Genomic DNA, 18,981 nt, shown 5'->3' on the forward strand with positions numbered 1-18,981 from the left:
GCTCCATGGAGAGCGAACGCAACGAAGGAGAGGCAGCCATATCCGAGAGCTTTACTCGATTACCCTGTTGACTGAACCGAGGGCCTGGCGATTCAATGTGATGGAATAGTGCTGCAAGCGTCCCAAATTCAAAGTGATACTGGAGCCAGCCGGGCTTTCCACCCGTTCGGCAATCGTATTGCTAGCGGATAATACGTCCTCCGCCAGCTTCGCTGCCTGGATTCCCATCGTGGAGCTATCGGCAGTGATGGCAAGCACCGCCCCCAATTTCATGTAAACGTCGTCGTAGGCAAACACCGGTTTGCGTCTGGCATCGCACTGCTTGAATAACTCGGTAGCCGCTTGTTCGTTGTCTAACACGATGGGATCGGAAATCAACCATAGTGCATCGACACGGGGAAGCAGCTTGGACAAAGCATCGCCTATATCCGAGGACGAGTCGATTTTTGCACCGACCAGTTCAATGTGCACATCGGCCGCCGCGGCAGTTGCTTCAGCCACCCATTCCTTATGGAACGTTTCGCTGTAAAGCACCCCGACGGATTTCAGCTCGGGGAATAAATAGCGAAACATTGACAAAGGCATCCCCAAAGGTAGTTCATTGGCGATGCCGTAGGCGTCGTCCCGTAAGCGCTGTCTGCGCCAATTCAGGACGGACGAGAAAACCACCGGCTGTTGCGCGTTCCGGTATGCCCACTGGTACGCGCTAGAACCGATGGCAAAAATCAGGTCCGCACCGGTGCTGTTCAGTCTCTCCTTGAGCGCATCGGGCGGCGTTTGTTCGGTCGCCAAGTCCACGCGCACGATGGGATTGTCGATATTGGCCCTGAACGCCTCTTCGATAACGGCGTACTTTTTGACGGCGCCGTTGGAATTCAATACCACGATCCTGCCGGCCGAATCGGCAAACGCTCCTTCGATGCATCCCGGCGTAAGCCATGCCAGAGCCCTCAGGACAAGCAATCTCACCCAACGTGCTCGCAATACCGTAAAAAACGTTCGGGTTGCAATCATGGTCGTATCCATTCGCTCACTGCTCCAGCACCTGTTGTTCCGCCGCCGTCAGTGTTTTCCAGCCGTCGAGCCCCAACATATGCAGGGGGTCGCCGCTGTCGATTTGTATCTGGTCGACGGCCTCCAGTAGGGTATCCACCGCCGTGGTGCGATGGGAGGGCGCTACAACCAGCGTCATATAGGATTCGCCGCTGGCATCCAGAGGCGTCAGTAGCTCGTATTGCTTACGATTTGTCAATCATCACGGAAATGTTTCCAGTTGAGGGGGCTGGTCGGTGGGCGCGACCGGCCTTTTTGCGTTGCTTGCAGCGATAAGAGTCGTTGCCGGTTTCGAGGATATGGCAGTGGTGGGTAATGCGATCCAGTAGTGCGGTGGTCATCTTGGCATCGCCTCGGACCTGTCGGTCAGCTTGTTCGGCAGCGATGAGCCGACCACCCAGCCAGGTTTCGGGGAGCGCCGGCTGCCGGGCGGCTTCGGCTTGCCATTCCGTCCAGGCGGCGGCCATGCCGTAAAGGTGGAGGGCCTTGAGTTGGTCGCTGCGGTCAATGGACATGGCGCACCTCCCGCAGGCTGTCATAGCGGCCACAGTCGGCCAAGGGTTCGGTTTGAAGGCTGGGTGTCGGTGCACCGTCGAGGGGTGGCTGACGTGGGGGTTCGGATAACCAGCGCATGGCATTGAGTACCAAAGACGCGGTGATGACGCCGGTTTCCAGGGTCAACTCGCAAGGGATCTCTGGCACCTCTAAGCCGACCTCGCGGGCCAGCAGCAACAGATCGACGAAGGCTTGGTCGCCCTCGGATTGTTTGAGGAGACGGTCACGCACCACGCGGATGGCGACGGGCAGTTCCCAGGACTGGAAGGGGGCGCTATGGCGCAAGACACCGGGCTTCTTCTCCAGTATCGGCAGGTAGTGCCAGGGATCGCAGATCAGCCGGTCTCGACCGAGGTGGCGGTTATGCTCGGCGATGATCCGGCCCTCGGCGACCACCGGCAGCCGTTCCGCCTCCAGGCGAACCGAGACCACCTGGCCGGCATGGGCGGCCGGCACGCTGTAGCGGTTACTCCGCCGCGAAGCACTCGGCCACGGTGCGCCCCGTTTCTACCGGATGACGGCGTCCGGCCAACTCCACGCAGCGCCAACCAAGCGTTGAGTTCGGCCAAATCGGCAGAGCGCAGCCGGGGCCTAAACAGTCACTCCCGGAGGGTTTCCCACCTGATTCTCCACCTGCCCCTTCTCGCTGCCTACGCCGGCGTACAGGTCGCCGGCTCGAACAGGTAGTGATTGGCCAGGCTCAGGAAGCGCCGGTTGAACTGCCGTTCCTTGCCGGCAAAGATCGCTTCCACCACTGTCTTGGGATTGTGGCAAACCATCCGCAAGGACACGCCGCTACGAACATCTGCCGGCTATAGGTCAGGCGAAAATGCGCGACCTTGATCCGCTGTACCAGTCCTCCCAGCTCAACTTCCTCATGGCTCCAGTCGAACTGGTAAGCCTCCACAAAACCCGGGGCGGTTCAGGTCCACATCCCGCAATCATTGCGGAGCCTGCGTTATGACCTAGACTTCTTCGGGCTTACCTCAGCTAGAGTTAATCCGAATAACAGTCCAAGGCCATCGTGCGGCCAGTCACAGCAATGCGCAAAGATCAAAAAACTTACATCGTTGGCATTGGCGCTTCCGCCGGTGGCCTGGAAGCCATCACTCAGGTAGTAGGACATCTCAAGCCCGAATTGCCGTTTGCCTATGTGGTGCTGCAACACCTCTCGCCCAGCTATCGCAGCATGATGGTTGAGATTCTCAGCCGGGAAACCTCCCTGATGGTGCAGGAGGCCGGCCAGGGGGATGTTCCCCGACCGGGGGTGATTTATGTCGTGCCGTCAAATTACAACGCCTTGTTCAAAGATGGGCGTTTACAGCTGATTACGGCGCAGCCCGAGGTGGTGCCCAAGCCATCCATCAACCAATTTCTCATTTCACTGGCGGCCGAGGAAGGCGATGCGGCGATCGGCATCATTCTTTCCGGCACCGGTTCCGACGGCGTGGCCGGACTGCGCGCCATCCAGGCGGCTGGGGGATTCACTTTTGTCCAGAAGCCGGAAACCGCCAAATACGACGGCATGCCGCGTTCAGCTATCGATGCCGGGGTGGTCGATCATGTGCTGGCCCCCGAGGAAATCGCGCTTCGTCTGCCCCAGTTTCTCGACCTGCATCTGCATGAGCACGAGGCCGCGCCGGCGGACATGCTCGAGCGTTTGCTGGCACGCCTGCGGGACAATCTGCAATTCGACTTTTCCGGCTACAAGACCGGTACCTTGATGCGCCGTATTCGCCGCCGCGAGATCGCTACCGGCAACGCCGATTTGGCAAGCTATCTGGCGTGGGTCGAAGCCAATCCCCGGGAGCTGGAGCTACTGGCGCGGGACATCTTGATTTCGGTGACGGCCTTTTTCCGCGACCGCGACGCTTTCGAGTCTTTGCGCCGCGGCATTGTGGATATTTGCAACCGTAAGGCGATCGGTAGCGAAATCCGCGTTTGGGTCGCAGGCTGCGCCAGTGGCGAAGAAGCCTATTCCATCGCCATGCTGTTTGCCGACGGACTGGGCGACAAGCTGCCGCAGTATCGGGTGCAGATTTTCGCCACGGACATCGACGAGGAAGCCTTGAACGTCGCCAGGCGGGGCATTTATCCCGCCGCGGCCATGAGCGAAGTGCCCGTTGATCAATTGGAACGCCACTTCCACCCGGTCAATCACGCTTTCGAGCCGGGCAAACATCTGCGCGACATGATCGTGTTCGCCCGCCACAATTTGGTTAGCGACCCGCCATTTCTGCGATTGGACCTGGTTTCCTGCCGTAATGTGCTGATTTATTTTGACGCGCCTTTGCAAGCCAAGGTTTTGCAGACGTTCCATTTCGGCTTGGCCAAAGACGGGATTCTCTTTTTAGGCCGATCGGAGAGCGTAACGCAGGCGGAGCAATTGTTCGTTCCTGTGAATCGACGGGAGCGGCTTTTCCATAAAAGCGGCGAATCCTCGTTATCCCCGCCCGCGGTCCCCCCCACGGTCATGCGCACGCCGGCGCAACGGCGGGAGCGCAAAGCGGATTTAATGCTCGCGGGCCTGGTCAATCGGCTAGGTATTGCCGCAGCTCTGTGCGACAAAGCCGGGGACGTCCAATATTCCGTGGGCAATGTCGAGCGTTATCTCCAATTTCCGGTCGGCACGTCGCGCCTGACTCTCGCCGATACCTGCCTGCCGGCACTGCGGGGCGAGCTGTTGACCTTGTTGCACCGTTGTTCCCAGTCCGGCAAACAGCAACGGGGACGCCGCCGCAAATTGAACAAGGATTGGCTGCGCATCCAAGTGGAGCCGGTGGAGGAAGGCGGCGGCCAACTCCTGTTGGTTTTGTTTGTGCCGGAAAAATCCACCAAACAGGAGCAAACGCAGGAAAACGCACCGTCCTTACCCAATCGCCAGTTGGAAGATGAACTGCTGGCCACCCGGGAGCATCTGCAGACCATGGTGGAAGAAATGGCCACCGCCAACGAGGAAATGCAGGCGCTTAATGAAGAAGCGCAGGCTTCCAACGAGGAATTGCAGGCGACCAATGAAGAACTGGAGGCGGCGAATGAGGAATTGCAGGCGACCAACGAGGAACTGGTCAGCCTGAACGAGGAATTCAACGTCAAAACCCAGGAGCTGTCGCGCCTATCCGAAGAATATGCCCATCTATACGACGCGTTGCAATTTCCTATCCTGGTTTTCGACCGGGCTTGCCAGCTGATCCGTTTTAACGCGCCCGCCGAACGCCGCTTCGACCTGCGGCCCAGCGCCTTGCTGCAGCATGTTTCGCGACTGCGCCTGCCTCTGTTGCTGGATGACTTGGAAACGCGCTTCGGCCGCGTTTTAGCCCACAACGGCGTGGGCGAAGAGGCGTTGATCAAACAGGACGATCGGACGCTGCGGCTAAACGTCACGCCGGGCGTCGGCAAGTCGGGGGAGGTTGTCACCTTGGTGGTAAGCCTCATCGACGTGACCGATCTGGTGGAGGCGCGAAACGCCTTGGCCCAATCGCAGTCGCGTTTGTCATCGTTAATGGAACACACCACGATGATTTTTGCCATGAAGGACATCACCGGCAAATACACCTATGCCAATCGCAGCTTCCTGAATTTTTTCGGCATAGACGATAAAGATTGCGCGAGCAAAAACGATTTCAACTTGCTTCCGCCAACGCTAACCGCGGACTTCTGGGAGCTGGATATGCAGGCGCTGCGAACCCGGAGTCGGGTATATGGCGAACACACCGTCGAGCATAGGAATTCCAAACGCTATCTGCGTAGCGTTCACCAGGTGTTGTTCGATGTCGATGGGCAGCCGAATGCTTTTATTATGGAGGCGGAAGATATAACGATACGGAAGTTGGCCGAGGAGCAGTTGCGTATCGCCGCCAAGGTTTTCGACCAGGCAGGGGACGCGATAATCGTCACCGATGCGCAAACGGTTATACAAACCGTCAACGCTGCCTTTACTCGGATTACCGGCTATTCCGTCGAAGAAGCGTGCGGCCACCGTGTCGGGCAGTTGCTCAAATCGGGCCGGCACAGCGCCGATTTCTACGCAATCATGTGGCGATCCTTGCGCGATACCGGTTTTTGGCAGGGCGAAATCTGGAATAAGCGAAAAAACGGGGAAGTCTATCCTGAATGGCTTTCCATCAATCGGGTGGACGACGAGCACGGCCAGGTCGCGCACTTTGTGGCGGTGTTTTCGGATATATCCAGCATCAAGGACTCGCAGCGCAAAGCGGAATATCTGTCGACCCACGATCCGCTGACAGGTCTGCCCAACCGTGCCCTGTTCCAGGACCGCTTGCGCCATGCCATGGCGCAGGCTCGCCGAAACGGCAAGCGTTTGGCTTTGTTGTTTATCGACTTGGACAATTTCAAGACCATCAACGACACCTTGGGCCACGATGTCGGCGACGAATTGCTGAAACAAGCCGCGCAGCGTTTGCGGGAGGTGGTGCGCGATGTGGACACGGTGGCCCGCTTGGGCGGCGATGAATTTACCGCCATTCTGGTGGACAGCTCGTCCGCGGAAGTGGATCAGGTGTCGCGTCGCATCATCGACGGGCTCGCCGCGTCCTTCGAGATTTCCGAGCGTACGCTGTTCTTGTCCGCCAGTCTGGGCGTGGCCATGTTTCCCGAAGACGGCGGCGACAGCGCCGGTTTGATCAAGGCCGCTGACGTTGCCATGTACCGGGCCAAGGAGTTAGGGCGGAACCGGGTCGAGTTTTTCAAGCCGGACATGCATGTGCACTTGCTCAAGCGCACGGCAATCGAAGGGGCGATGCGTGAGGCGCTGCGCCAGCCGGGGCGCCTGCGGTTGGTATACCAGCCTAAATTCAGCGTGCAAGACAAGTGTCAGTTGGTAGGGGCGGAAGCCCTGTTGCGCTGGCGCGACCCCACGCTGGGAGATATTCCCCCTGGAGAGTTTATTCCCGTGATCGAGGCTGGGGGACTGATTTTGGACTTGGGCAAAGCCGTGATCGATTTGCTGATCACGCAACTGGTCGCGTGGATCGAATTAGGGCTGGAACCGCCCGTGATCGCCTTCAACGTGTCTACCCGCAGCATGCGCGAGCCAGAATTCGCCAACGATCTATTGGCTGAGCTCAAAACTCATGGGATCGACACCCGTTTTATCCAGGTGGAAATCACGGAAGGCGCGCTGTTGGACAACAGCAGCGCGGTGATGCACAACTTGTCCCTATTGAACGCCGCCCGCCTCAAAATTTCTGTGGACGATTTCGGTACCGGCTATTCCTCTTTGGCGTATTTGAAACGTTTGCCTTTGTCCGAATTGAAGCTCGACAAAAGTTTCGTTGACGGGCTAGGCACGGATCACGAGGACGAAGTGATCGCGCGCGCCGTGTTGGGTTTGGCGAAAGCCTTGGATTTGCAAAGCGTGGCAGAGGGCGTGGAGACGGATCAACAGCTGGTGTGGCTGAAGCAGCACGGTTGCGACATCGCGCAGGGCTATCACCTGTCGCACCCGTTGGAGTCTCACGCGTTCGAAGACCTGTTGGTGCAAAGGAGGAGGCAGCGTGCTTAGTCGTTTTCTTGACAGTTGCGAGTCCGAACAGCTGCATCTGTCCGGCGCCATTCAACCGCATGGCACGCTGTTGCTGTTGGATGGGCAAGGCAGGCTGAGTCATGTCGCCGCCAATGTGGAGGCGTTCCTCGGCTATAAGCCGGAGGCTCTCTTGGGTCGTCCATTGCCGGACCAGTTGGCCGCGCTCGCCGTCGAGGTCGGGGACACGCCCGGTAGCCGCCGTTTGAACGAAAGGACGATTGATGGCGTGCACGGACCGCTGGATGTTGTTGTCATCCGCGGCGAGCAGAATCGGATAATCCTGGAATTGACGCAGCACCTGGCCACCGGCGTTTCTCAACCGGCCATATGGTCGATGCCGGAGCCTTTGGCAAACGATATTTTGGTGGCGCAGGAGCATTTGTTGCGGCGTATCGCGGACCTTACCGGTTTCCAGCGCGTAATGTTTTACAGTTTTCACAATGACGGCGATGGCGAGGTGGTGGGCGAAATACGGCAAGGCAATGCCTACGGCAGTTATTTAGGATTACGGTTTCCGGCCAGCGATATACCGCAAATCGCCCGCACGCTTTATTTAAAGAACCCCTGGCGGCTGATTCCCGACGCGACTGCCGACTCCGTACCTGTCTTGGGACGGGAAGCCGTTATTCCAGACTTGACTTGGTCGGATTTACGCAGCGTTTCGCCGATACACCAAGTGTATCTCGCCAACATGGGGGTGCGCGCGTCGCTGTCGTTTCCGGTGATCGTAGGACGCTCCCTGGCGGCATTGATCGCGGCGCATCATTCGGAAGTACGGCATTTGTCGCCGGCATTGTTGGAATATGCTGCCATGTTGGTGCGTAACCACGCTTTTGCCTTGACGGCATGGCATTCGCAGCGGCGTATGCGCCTACTCGACGGCTTGAACCAACACTTCGACCTGATCCAGGGGTTGCTGCATCGCTATGGCAACATCGTCGACGCTTGGCCGGAAAGCGCCGTTACGCTGATGGAAGCGTTTCAAGCGGACGGGGCCATCTTATGCCTGGATGGCATTCAGGCGCATGCAGGGGAGGGGTTTGAACCTCCCGCCCTGGCTGCTTTCGACGATTGGTTCTGCTATCAACAAAGTGACTTTGTCTGGATAGGCGACAGCTTATCCAGGCAAGTTCCGGACTTCCCCCTGTCCAAAATTGCCGGAGTGGCTGCGTTACGGCTCAAGTCTCGGGACGGGAGCTGGTTGCGCATCTACCTGTGCCGCTTGGAGCACGTCTGCGAAGTGACCTGGGGCGGCAATCCGGACAAACCGGTGGAATACCACGACGGCAAGGTAGGCATCGCCCCTCGCCGATCGTTCGAAAAGTGGGTGGAAAAGCGCTTGGGTTATTGCCGCGGCTGGGATAACGAGACGCGGCTGCTGGCGTTGAAACTGCGCGATTTGTTATACCGCGAGTTTCGTCCATGACGGAGAAATCGGCGTCGACACTCCTCGCGCATTTGAGGGAATCAATCCGCAGCACGCACCATCGCTTAAACCGGCATCCGCTGCTGGCGGCCTTGCTGGAAACCGAGCTGAGCGTTTCCGACTATCTCAAGGCATTGGCGGCGCTGCATGGCGCGCAAGCAGCGCTTGAAGGCGCCATAACAGCGGGATTGGCCGAACATGGCACCGCATACGATTTCCGCCCCCGTCTGCCCGACCTGGAGCAGGAACTGGCGTTCTGGCAGCGTTCCCCATTGCCTCTGCGGATTGCTCTAGAGCTACCCGTCGCAAACCATCCCGCCACATTGATAGGCCTGCTGTATGTCGCCGAGGGTTCGCGTTTAGGCGGCGAGCTGATCGCCCAACGCTTGATGAAAAGCCTCCCTAGCAATTTATCTCAAGGTTTCTTCCGCGAAGGCAAGGCGCAGGAGACTTGGGCTAATTACTGTCGCCATGCCGAGACGAATTGCCGAACAACGGACTATCCACGAGCGGCTTCCGCCGCCTTAGCGGCATTTTCCGCCTACCTGAACCATTTGGACGATTGTTTGGCGCAACTCGCCTAGATTTCCGCGCCTTGGCGTTGATTTGCAAGCTTTTTGTCGGCGTTCGCTAGTCACCATCTTGATGAGGTCATCCTCCCGTCAATTGCTCAGGCCTTCCGGGAAAAACCGTTCCGGCTGGCTGGCGATGTCGCGGGCGGCGAGGAATTCGGCGTAATAGTTGCGCGAAGCGAAGCCGAACAGCGGGTGGTCGTATTCTTTGACGATGCGGGGGAAATCGTGGCCGAAAAGGTCTTTTGCCCGCAGCATGCCGCTGATGCCGTGATTGTAGGACGTGACGGCGAGCGGCCAGCTGCCGAGTTTGTCGTAGGCGTGGCTCAGGTACCTCGCTGCGCCGTAAGTCGAGGCGATGGGGTCGAGGCGGGCGGCGGCGCTGGCGTTGCCCATGAACATGCGCGCCGCTCCCGCGGTGAATTGCCAGATTCCCAGGGCGCCTGCCGATGAATGCGCGTTGTGCTGGAACGACGATTCCACATGGGGAAGGTAGGCCAAGTCTTCGGGCAGGCCGGCGTTGCGGAAGATCTCTTTGTATTGGTTGTCGTAACGAGCGCCGATGGCCAGTCCGCTCTTGAAGCGTTCCCGCAGGCCGCGTTGATAGCGGAGGCGCTGGGCGGCGCCGAAGATGGCGCCGTTGTCGCCGCTGATTTGCGCCATGCGTTGCACGAGCGCCTGTTCCTCGCCGCTTAAGGCCGCCCCCGCCGCCAGCTTGCTTTCCAAATCGCCGAGGCGGCGCCTCCAGTCATCGAGACGAGCCTGGACGAATTCCTTCTGGCCGGCGGTGAGGCTGTCGCCGGCTTCGCCCGGGATCTGCACGACTTCGTAAACCACATTCATGTGCCGCTTGTCGTGAATGGCGGCTTGGCCGCGATTCCAGGTGGCGTAGACTTTTTTCCAGAATCGTACCTGGGGCTCGATTTCGCTGGGACGGGGGAACAGCTCCGACGAGCGGTGCACCGGTTCCTGCGCGTCTTCGGGGAAGATCAGGGGCGCGCTGGCCTGCGGCATGGGCGGGCGCGGCAGCGTCGTTTGCGATGTGCCGTTCGCCTTGGGGGCTGCGGGGTTCGTGGAGCAGGCCGCCAGCAAAAGTAGCGGGATCACGGCAAAAAAAACTCGGGCTACTCTGTGAATCATGATGGTGTCTCTGCTTCTATGTCTTTGGCTAAGGCCGGGTGCGGCCATCGATGGCGGGGGAAGCGCCGGCCGGTTATCGGGCTAAATTGTAATCGCTAGAGCCCCTCGCGCGAGGGCTGCGAGGCATTCGGCGCTTTTCGGGGGCGCTTGCCGTTAGGATTCGGCGGTGTCGTCGCCTTCGAAGAATTTGTAGCCGTTGCGTCCGGCCGCTTTGGCCGCATACATGGCTTGGTCCGCCTTTTTCATGAGCTCCCGCACGTCGTCCACCCCATCGATCGGATACACGGCGATGCCGATGCTAGTGGTGACGAGCAGCTCTTGGCCGGCGATGCGATAGGGGGTTCCCAACACTTCGAGGACCTTATCCGCCACGCCGGACGCGTCGGACGGTTGGGCGATTTCGGTCAAGACGACGATGAATTCGTCGCCTCCCTGGCGCGAAATGGTATCGCCGGTTCGAACGCACCCGGTAAGTCGTACGGCGACTTCCTTGAGCAATCCGTCTCCGACTTCATGGCCGAATGTGTCGTTAATCACTTTGAAGCCGTCGAGATCGAGAAACATGAGGGCAAGCGATCGCCGGAAGCGCTTCGCCTGCGAGAGGCCCAGTGTGAGTCGCTCCAGCAAGAGCCGGCGGTTGGCTAAATTGGTCAGCGGATCGTAGTAGGCCAGCTCGCGGACCTGCTGTTCGCTTCTCGCCAATTCGTCCAGGGAGGCGATGCGGCGTAATTCGGCTCGCCATAGCCGCATCAGCAATAACCCGAAGCCGAACAGAATCCCCGCCACGGAAAGGGTGGCGACTATCCCTTGGCGCCGCCAGGCGGCGAGGGCGTCGTGATCCGCGATGGCGACGTTCACGTAGATGGGGTAGTCCTCCAGCACACGATAAGACACCACGCGGGTAATGCCGTCCAGCGGGGAGGCGAATCGTTCCACACCGACTCTTTCGCCGGCGGAAACGCGGCGCGTCAGCGCGATGTCGACGGATTTGTTGTATTCGTCCGGGCGTTCCGGACGCCGGAGGATGAGCTGGTGCGTATCCGATCGGCGTAAGGCGATTACGCCGTGGGCGCCGATGTCCAGGGCGCTGAAGATAGTTTGCCAGTGCTGGAAATCGAGCAGCGCCGATGCGATTCCCAGGAAGCGGCCATCGGGGGCACGAAGGGCGCGGCCGAAGATGGCCGTCGGCCGGTCGTCGATCCGGCTGATAACGACGTCGGATAGGAGCAGACCCACCGTGGCGTCGTCGCGTAATTTCTGAAAGTGACGCCGGTCGGCGATATTGAAGGGTTTTATCGTCCCGTTCGAGGCGAACAGCATCTGGCCGTCGGCATCGAAGACGAAAAAGTCGGTGACTTCGGGAAACTTGGCTTTGAATCGTTCGAGATAGTCGGTCCAGCGGGTGTGCTGCGCGGGCAAGTCGGTTTGCCGCAGGTCGTTGGAGACGGCGGTGCGCGCTATCTCGACGAGGTCGGTGTCGAGGCGGCGCAGCGTGGCGTTAAGGCTGGCTTCGAGCACCCAGGCCAAGTTAGAACTGTCGGCGGCGGCTTTTTCCAAGGCCAGCTCGCGGCTGTGCTCCTCCTGGTAGGAGAGCATGGAAAGCACGCCGAGCGCCACGAAAATAAACGCGCCGATGTACATGCGGCCATTGGCTTTTTCGGCTGGCAGGGCGGTAGCGCAGGCTGAGGGCACGGTGTTTTGCAAAAATGGGCGGATCGTGTCGGGAATTGTAGGCAAATCAGCGGGAGATGGGTGGGAATCCGAACCAGGAAGGCATAATAAATCGCTTGCGAAGGGCTTTCCAGCGGCGTTTGGCCAAACGCTGTGAGCCGATCCGAACCGTTTCGGCGTTTGCGCAGGCGCTAATTGTCTCCACTGTTTAGGACGGCATGTCGCATCGAGGCGAATGCGCGGATGGCGCCGGCCTGTGGGACTCGTGCTAACCTGACGGCAAGGGCGGTTGGCGCAAGGTGTGGCTCGGTCCGTCGGAATTCGGGAAAAGGGCGAAACGTGGAGCTTGGTTTGTATGCATCGTGCTAGCGGCATGCCCTTCCCAGGGCGCAAGGGCGAGTTCGCAATAAAGACGGTCGGCCTGACGCGCAAGTTCGGCCGGTTGATCGCGGTGGATCATCTCAATCTGGCGATTCCGTATGGCCGGATCTTTGGGCTGCTAGGCGCCAACGGTGCGGGCAAGACAACCTTGATCAAGATGCTGACGACCCTGTTGGCGCCGACATCGGGTAATGCGGAGGTTGGCGGTTTCGGCATTATCGAGTTTCCCGCCGAGGTCAGGAGACGTATCGGTTACGTGCCTCAGCTCCTGTCGGCCGACGGCGTCTTGACCGGCTACGAGAACTTGCGGCTATCGGCCAAGCTTTATGGCCTGCCTCGCTCGGAGAGACGCGTACGCATCGGTGAAGCGCTTAATTTCATGGGCCTTACGGAATCGGCGCAGCAGTTGGTAAAAACCTATTCCGGCGGCATGATCCGAAGGCTGGAGTTAGCCCAGGCCATGCTGCACCGTCCGGCGATCCTGTTTTTGGATGAGCCGACGATCGGGCTAGATCCCATGGCGCGCCATGCCGTGTGGGGGCTCTTGCGGGAGCTACGGCGCGATTACGGCATGACGGTTCTGATCACGACGCACGATATGGAGGAGGCTGAAGCGCTGTGCGACGAATTGGCCATTCTGCATACGGGCCGAATTGCCGTGGAGGGAAAGCCGTCGGAACTGCGTTCTCGGCTTGGCGCCGACGCCAGCATGGATGACGTGTTTGCCCATTACGCCGGCGGAGGAATATACGACGGCGGGCGATTCAGCGACATCGCCCAGGCCCGTAGGACCGCCCAGCGTTTGGGATGAGCGGAATGCCATGAAGCGATTTTTGCGAGAGACCTCGGCAGTCGCGGAGGTCGAGCTTATCAAACTCGTCCGCGATCCCACGGAGGTTTTATCGCGCGCTATCCAGCCGTTGCTGTGGTTGGTGGTGTTCGGCCAGGTGTTCGCCCATGCTCGAGGCATCTACACGGGGGAGGTCGGTTATCTTGCATTCATCACGCCAGGGATACTTGCCCAGAGCGTTTTGTTCAGCGCTATTTTTTACGGTATCGCGGTGATTTGGGAGCGCGACCTGGGTGTCGTGCACAAGCTCCTGGTTAGCCCGGCTCGGCGAATTTCGCTGGTTTTCGGCAAGGCGATCGCTTCCGGTTTTCGCGGGTTCGTGCAGGCGGCGGTTATCTATCTCATCGCGCTCGCGTTGCACATAGGGATTCGCCTGGACCCTCTCGCCATTGCCGGCGTGCTGGCCGCTGTGCTGTTGGGGTCGGGGCTGTTTTCCACTTTTTCGCTCATCATCGCCTGCATCGTGAAGACGCGCGAGCGCTTTATGGGGATCGGCCAATTGCTCACGATGCCGATGTTTTTCGCCAGCAACGCGATCTATCCCTTGGATATCATGCCGCCGTGGCTGCGTATCGTCGCCCAACTCAATCCCCTCACTTATCTGGTGGATGTGCTGCGCGGGCTCATGATCGTGGGTGGGGAGAGCGTGCACGGCTATGGCGTGGATTTCGCCGTGTTGCTCGCCGCGCTCGTGGTGTTGCTGATGACCGCCGTGAAGTTGTATCCCACTTTGGCGGAATGAGCGCTTGCGCTGGCTCGGCCTAGGGAGGGCAGGGGGCGCGAATCCCTAAAGCCGCAGCGCCTTGATGCAAACAAAAATGCCCGTCACGGAGGTGACGGGCATTTTCTTGCAGGCCTACAGACTTTAATCACTCGGTCCGGCGAGGCCTGCTTTGGCAGCGGGGCTTACTTGCCCGGCTGTTTCATTTCGCCGAGGGCGCCGTTCAGGTGTTCGGCGGCTTCGGCGGTGTTGCCGGCCTTGGAGCTGGCAACGGCGGCGCGCAGGTGGCTAACCACTTTCTGCACGGAAGGAGAGGTGATCTCCTTCATGGTCGCCTTGGCTTCCTTCAGCGCTTCTTCGGCGGCTGCGGTTTGGGCGGCGTTGTCGTTGCCTGCTGCGATAGCCTGCTTGGTGGCGGCTTCCATCTTGCTGAAATCGACGGACAGCGGACCTTGTGCGGAAGCGAAGCCGGATACCAGGGTCAGGGCGCCGGCCAGGAAGGCGGCGATAACGGTTTTATAAGACATTTAGGCCTCGTTTGCATTTTCGAGAGGGTTCCCGCACTGGTGTGCCGATAAGCCGGCACCGACCGACATCCGGTCGTTCGTGCCACCCTCGGTGCCGCCGAGGCGAACACGGGTCCTTTGGGGTTGTGCCCGTGTGATCCGTTACGAGCCGGCCGCTATGCTAACACAGTTGGTGCGAAACTTAGCCGAAATGGCAGACATAATTCACTAATTCCACGGTTTCTATGTGGAAACTGCTTTTCCCTGGAACTTGAAAGGATTCGCCGCCGCGATAGGTTTTCCACTCGTTTTCCCCGGCCAATTGCACTTTGCACACGCCGTCGACGATTTCCATGATTTCCGGCGCGTCGGTGTTGAAGGTGAGCGTGGAAGGGAAGATCACGCCCACGGATTTGCGGGTGCCGTCGGCGAACAGCACGGTGTGGCTGACGCACTTGCCGTCGAAATAGACGTTGGCTTTTTTCACGACGCTGATGTTGTCGATTTGGGACATGTTTTATTCCTTAATGGCGGGTTGAAATACGGGCTCATTATAGCCGTCCGGCTTATGGGCCCTGATGAGTTTGACCAGGCCGCTGTGGCCCAGGTCTTCCACGCTGTCTATGGCTAGCCCGGACGCGGCGACGTTGCCGACCGTGCGGCGGTTGATATTGGCGCCGACCAGCTTCACCACCAGCGGATTGAGCCAGTTCATGATGCGCGCTCGCAGGGGATCCTCGCTGAGCACGTGTTCCAGCAACAGCACCCGGCCGCCCGGCTTGCACACCCGCAGCACTTCGCGCAGGCCTTTCACCGGCAACGGCACCGAGCAGAAGACGAACGACGCCGCCACGGTGTCGAAACTGTTGTCGGGAAAATCGAGCCGCTCCACGTCCATGGGCAGCAGCTCCACCGCTGCCGGGCTTTGTCCCAGCTTGTTCCGGGCGCGGCTCAGCATGGCCGCGCTGAAGTCGATGGCCGTGATGTCGGCGCCGGGCGGGTGATAGGGAAAGTTCTTGCCGGTGCCCACGCCCACCTCCAGTATGCGGCCGGCGCCCGCTTCGCTCCACAGGCGCTGCCGCCAGGCGCCGAAGGCCAGGCGTTCGAGCACGCCTTCCAGCAGATCGAAAAACGGCGCGAGCCGGTCGTAGCGGCGGCGGATGGCGGAAGTGGATTCCGCCATATCAGCCGGCGCTGCCGACGATGCGGTAGTCCTCCACCGGCTGGCCGCCGATGAGGTGTTCCTGGATGATGCGTTCCAGCACTTCTTCCGTGCAGCTGTGGTACCAGACGCCGTCCGGGTAGACCACGGCGATGGGGCCTTTCATGCACACTTGCAGGCAGTTGGCCTTGGTGCGGGCGATGTCGGTATGGCCTTCCGCCTTCAGTTCCTTGATGCGGCGCTTGAGGTATTCCCAAGCCTGGTTGCTTTCTTCCTTGCCGTAGCAGAGCGGCTTATTTTGGTCGCAGCAGAGGAAGATGTGTTTGCGGATGCGGCCGATGCCGACGTTGTCGGCGCAACGGGCCAGTTCGTTGTCGATTGTCATGGGGTTGTCTCCGGTCGAGGGGGTGAATGGGCGCAAAGGTAACCCTTGCCCTGGCTTAGATCAATGGCGGAGAGGGTTTGGAAAAAAGGCGCTGCCTAGCGGCAGCGCCTTCTCCGTTCGCCGAGCCGGGTGGGGGTTAGGCCACGTGCTGCAGCAGTCCGTTCAAACGCCGCACGAAGGCTGCCGGGTCTTCCAGCTGGCCGCCTTCGGCCAGCACGGCTTGGTCGAACAGCACCTGGGTCAGGTCGCCGAAGCGGGTTTCGTCGGTTTCGCCTTTCAGCTTGGCCAGCAAGGCGTGGCTGGGGTTGACCTCGAAGATGGGCTTGCTGCCGATGCCCATGCCGGATTGGCCGGCTGACTTGAGGATGCGCTCCATGGTGCGGCTCATGCCGTAGGAATCGCTCACCAGGCAGGCCGGCGACTCGGTCAGGCGGTGGGTGACGCGCACTTCGCTGACGCGGCCTTCCAGTGCTTTCTTGATCTTTTCCACCACCTCGGAAAAGTCTTTCTCCACCTGCTCCTGCTCGGCTTTTTCCGCCTCGTCTTCCAGCTTGCCCAGGTCCAGGTCACCGCGCGCCACGGACTCCAGGTGCTTGCCTTCGTATTCCGTCAGGTGGCTCACCAACCATTCGTCGATGCGGTCGGACAGCAGCAGCACTTCGATGCCTTTCTTGCGGAACACTTCCAGGTGCGGGCTGTGCTTGGCGGCGGCGAAGCTTTCGGCGGTGACGTAGTAAATCTTCTCCTGGCCTTCCTTCATGCGGGCGATGTAGTCGTCCAGGGTGATGTCCTGGGTTTCCGAATCGGTGTGGGTGGAGGAGAAGCGCAGCAACTTGGCGATGCGGTCCTTATTCTTGAAGTCCTCGATGGGGCCTTCCTTGAAGGCCTGGCCGAATTCCTTCCAGAAAGTGGTGTATTTTTCCGGCTCGTTCTTGGCCATGTCCTCCAGCAAGCCCAATACCTTTTTCACCGCGCCGCCGCGGATGGTGGACAGCTGCTTGTTCTCCTGGAGGATTTCGCGCGAGACGTTAAGCGGCAGGGAGTCGGAGTCGATGACGCCGCGCACGAAGCGCAGGTAGCGCGGCATGAGCTTTTCCGCGTCCTCCATGATGAACACCTTGCGCACGTAGAGCTTCACGCCGTGCTTGGATTCGCGTTCCCACAGGTCGAAGGGGGCGCGGGCCGGCATATAGAGCAGCAGGGTGTATTCGTTGGTGCCTTCCACCCGGCTGTGGACGTGGGCCAGCGGGGCTTGGAAGTCGTGGGAGACGTGCTTGTAAAACTCTTCGTATTGCTCGGGCGTGATGTCGTCGCGGTTGCGCGTCCACAGGGCCGAGGCCTGGTTGACGGCCTCCTCGCCCACCTCTTTCTCCTCGCCTTCTTCGGCGTGGGATTCCTTGTCCATGACGATGGGCAGGGCGATGTGGTCGGAGTATTTGCGCACGATGGAGCGGATTTTCCAGCCGTCGAGGAATTCGTTCTCGCCTTCACGCAAATGCAGCACGACTTTGGTGCCGTGCTTGGGCAGTTCGGCCGATTCCAGGGTGTATTCGCCTTCGCCGTTGGACTCCCACACCACGCCCTGGTCGGCGGGCGCGCCGGCTTTGCGGGTGTAGAGGGTGACTTTGTCGGCGATGATGAAGGCGGAATAAAAGCCCACCCCGAACTGGCCGATGAGTTGGCTGTCTTTCGCTTCGTCGCCGCTGAGCTTGCTGAAGAACTCCTTGGTGCCGGACTTGGCGATGGTGCCGATGTTGTCCTGCACTTCCTCCCGGGTCATGCCGATGCCGTTGTCGATGATGCTGAGGGTGCGGGCGTTCTTGTCGAATTCGATGCGCACTTTCAGCTCGGCGTCGCCTTCGTACAGCCCGTCGTTGGAGAGGGCGGCGAAGCGCAGTTTGTCGGCGGCGTCGGAAGCGTTGGAAATCAGCTCGCGCAACACGATTTCCTTGTTGCTGTAGAGGGAGTGGATCATCAAGTGCAGCAGCTGCTTCACTTCCGCTTGGAATCCGTGGGTGACTTTATTGGCTTCGGTGGTCATGGGGGAGCTATCTCCTTGGTCGATCGAAAGGGTGGAATTCGTGGCGCTTATGCCGTTCGGACGTGCGGTGCGCCTGTCCGCTAGACGTTGGGTCGCCCGGGGGATTTTTCAAGGCCGGAGGAGTCATGCGACATGGGCGAATTGGGGCGGCGCCGATGAAAGTTCCATAAGAATTTTGCATGCACGTTTTTGTACGGCCGTGTACTAGACTGCCCTTAAACGCATTATTTCAGCCATTCTCATGACGAGGACGCTGCGACATGCCCCGTCCGCTCTGCGTCGGCACAGCCATACGCCTCTGGAGTTTCGTTGAGGGAACCGCTTTGTGAGCCGCCCATGCCGGTGCGCAGGGCGTTGAGTGATTAAACCAAGCGACAGGCGCGAGGCGCTATGCAACTCAAACTGCCATTTGATTCGAAAAAACCCGTTGCCGGAGAAGCCAGCGTCCATATCAACCGGGCGTTGTCGCAGGTATTTCGCTATATCGGCGAGAACTTTTTCGAGAATTATCCGAAATGGGCGGTAGAGGTGCTGCAGTTCACGCCGCTGGACGGACAGCAAGTGTTTGTGGGAGCCAAAGCCAAGCAAGTTCGCCACGACAACGGCGCTACCGTCGAATCGGTTTTCGAGATCACCGAATACCAGCCTTGCGAAAGGCTGGCGTTGCAGGGCGTGGAGGAACCTTACAAGCAATCGTACGTGTTCATGAACGGCGACGGCGACAAGGCGACGCAATTGACGTTCCGATTCGAATTGCTGGAGCTGGAGGTTTTCATGCGTCCTTTCGAGAAGCTGATACGAACCGCGATCGAGGATGGCGCCGAAACCACCGCGGAAAACATCAAAACGTTATTGAACGGTTAGTCGTCGGGTAGGGGGGAGAACGAGCGGCGCGTGCGCGTCGGTTTTCCCCTTGGCTTATTATCGATGCTGCCATGATCGTGCTCTGAATTACCCAAAAATGTCGAGGATA

At 59.6% G+C, this 18,981-nt stretch carries 16 protein-coding genes and 1 pseudogene; 6 read left to right on the plus strand and 11 right to left on the minus strand.

The window, feature by feature from the left end; genetic code table 11:
- Positions 1 to 51: 51 nt before the first annotated feature.
- The 4 genes and pseudogenes from K5607_RS07580 to K5607_RS07595 form a co-directional block, all read right to left on the minus strand.
- On the minus strand, positions 52 to 1,026 hold the full coding sequence (locus tag K5607_RS07580) for an ABC transporter substrate-binding protein (RefSeq protein ID WP_221048691.1): 975 nt from the start codon (positions 1,024 to 1,026) through the stop codon (positions 52 to 54).
- A gap of 4 nt (positions 1,027 to 1,030) precedes the next feature.
- Positions 1,031 to 1,192 carry a hypothetical protein gene (locus tag K5607_RS07585; RefSeq protein ID WP_156302212.1) on the minus strand — a complete coding sequence of 54 codons (162 nt, stop codon included), beginning with the start codon at positions 1,190 to 1,192 and terminating at the stop codon, positions 1,031 to 1,033.
- Between the two features lie 46 nt (positions 1,193 to 1,238).
- Positions 1,239 to 1,412 (minus strand): annotated as a pseudogene (locus K5607_RS18050) (ATP-binding protein); the annotation flags it as partial.
- A 145-nt stretch (positions 1,413 to 1,557) separates the two neighbouring features.
- Complete coding sequence (locus tag K5607_RS07595) at positions 1,558 to 2,064, minus strand: Mu transposase domain-containing protein (protein ID WP_221048692.1); 507 nt, start codon at positions 2,062 to 2,064, stop codon at positions 1,558 to 1,560.
- Positions 2,065 to 2,650: 586 nt separating this feature from the next.
- Between K5607_RS07595 and K5607_RS07600 the strand changes: the two genes are divergently transcribed.
- From K5607_RS07600 to K5607_RS07610, 3 genes are read left to right on the plus strand one after another with little or no spacing between them, the layout of a single operon-like run.
- A complete protein-coding gene (locus K5607_RS07600) occupies positions 2,651 to 7,132 on the plus strand; it encodes an EAL domain-containing protein (protein WP_221048693.1) in 4,482 nt (1,493 codons plus the stop codon).
- Positions 7,125 to 8,579: a GAF domain-containing protein gene (locus K5607_RS07605; RefSeq protein WP_221048694.1), complete on the plus strand. Its 1,455-nt coding sequence runs from the start codon at positions 7,125 to 7,127 to the stop codon at positions 8,577 to 8,579. Before K5607_RS07600 ends, K5607_RS07605 begins: the two co-directional genes overlap by 8 nt.
- Positions 8,576 to 9,163, plus strand: a complete 588-nt coding sequence (locus K5607_RS07610) for a biliverdin-producing heme oxygenase (protein WP_082411270.1) — start codon at positions 8,576 to 8,578, stop codon at positions 9,161 to 9,163. Before K5607_RS07605 ends, K5607_RS07610 begins: the two co-directional genes overlap by 4 nt.
- A gap of 78 nt (positions 9,164 to 9,241) precedes the next feature.
- On the opposite strand, the gene K5607_RS07615 is transcribed toward K5607_RS07610, so the two are convergent.
- The gene (locus tag K5607_RS07615; protein ID WP_246598984.1) at positions 9,242 to 10,258 is read right to left on the minus strand and encodes a lytic transglycosylase domain-containing protein; all 1,017 of its coding nucleotides are present in this window, start codon (positions 10,256 to 10,258) and stop codon (positions 9,242 to 9,244) included.
- 186 nt (positions 10,259 to 10,444) lie between these two features.
- Entirely contained in the window at positions 10,445 to 11,908 is a 1,464-nt protein-coding gene (locus tag K5607_RS07620) for a diguanylate cyclase domain-containing protein (protein WP_221048696.1), read from the minus strand.
- Between the two features lie 409 nt (positions 11,909 to 12,317).
- Between K5607_RS07620 and K5607_RS07625 the strand changes: the two genes are divergently transcribed.
- Both K5607_RS07625 and K5607_RS07630 read left to right on the plus strand, forming a co-directional pair.
- A complete protein-coding gene (locus K5607_RS07625) occupies positions 12,318 to 13,154 on the plus strand; it encodes an ABC transporter ATP-binding protein (RefSeq protein ID WP_217994792.1) in 837 nt (278 codons plus the stop codon).
- 10 nt (positions 13,155 to 13,164) lie between these two features.
- Positions 13,165 to 13,935 carry an ABC transporter permease gene (locus K5607_RS07630; RefSeq protein WP_054772476.1) on the plus strand — a complete coding sequence of 257 codons (771 nt, stop codon included), beginning with the start codon at positions 13,165 to 13,167 and terminating at the stop codon, positions 13,933 to 13,935.
- A gap of 164 nt (positions 13,936 to 14,099) precedes the next feature.
- On the opposite strand, the gene K5607_RS07635 is transcribed toward K5607_RS07630, so the two are convergent.
- The 5 genes from K5607_RS07635 to htpG all read right to left on the minus strand — a co-directional run bounded on the left by K5607_RS07635 (position 14,100) and on the right by htpG (position 18,008).
- Positions 14,100 to 14,441: a small metal-binding protein SmbP gene (locus K5607_RS07635; RefSeq protein WP_054772477.1), complete on the minus strand. Its 342-nt coding sequence runs from the start codon at positions 14,439 to 14,441 to the stop codon at positions 14,100 to 14,102.
- A 181-nt stretch (positions 14,442 to 14,622) separates the two neighbouring features.
- Positions 14,623 to 14,934 (minus strand): pyrimidine/purine nucleoside phosphorylase, encoded by a 312-nt coding sequence (ppnP, locus tag K5607_RS07640; protein ID WP_054772478.1) that lies wholly within the window; start codon positions 14,932 to 14,934, stop codon positions 14,623 to 14,625.
- 3 nt (positions 14,935 to 14,937) lie between these two features.
- The gene (locus K5607_RS07645) at positions 14,938 to 15,603 is read right to left on the minus strand and encodes a class I SAM-dependent methyltransferase (RefSeq protein ID WP_221048697.1); all 666 of its coding nucleotides are present in this window, start codon (positions 15,601 to 15,603) and stop codon (positions 14,938 to 14,940) included.
- Between the two features lies 1 nt (position 15,604).
- Positions 15,605 to 15,967, minus strand: coding sequence for a (2Fe-2S) ferredoxin domain-containing protein (locus K5607_RS07650; protein ID WP_221048698.1), 363 nt, complete (start codon positions 15,965 to 15,967; stop codon positions 15,605 to 15,607).
- A 136-nt stretch (positions 15,968 to 16,103) separates the two neighbouring features.
- On the minus strand, positions 16,104 to 18,008 hold the full coding sequence (gene htpG / locus K5607_RS07655) for a molecular chaperone HtpG (RefSeq protein ID WP_221048699.1): 1,905 nt from the start codon (positions 18,006 to 18,008) through the stop codon (positions 16,104 to 16,106).
- 390 nt (positions 18,009 to 18,398) lie between these two features.
- On the opposite strand from htpG, the gene K5607_RS07660 reads away from it, so the two are divergent.
- Positions 18,399 to 18,872, plus strand: a complete 474-nt coding sequence (locus tag K5607_RS07660) for an SRPBCC family protein (protein ID WP_054772479.1) — start codon at positions 18,399 to 18,401, stop codon at positions 18,870 to 18,872.
- Positions 18,873 to 18,981 lie beyond the last annotated feature (109 nt).

Source organism: Methylogaea oryzae (assembly GCF_019669985.1).
Classification (GTDB): Bacteria; Pseudomonadota; Gammaproteobacteria; order Methylococcales; family Methylococcaceae; genus Methylogaea; species Methylogaea oryzae.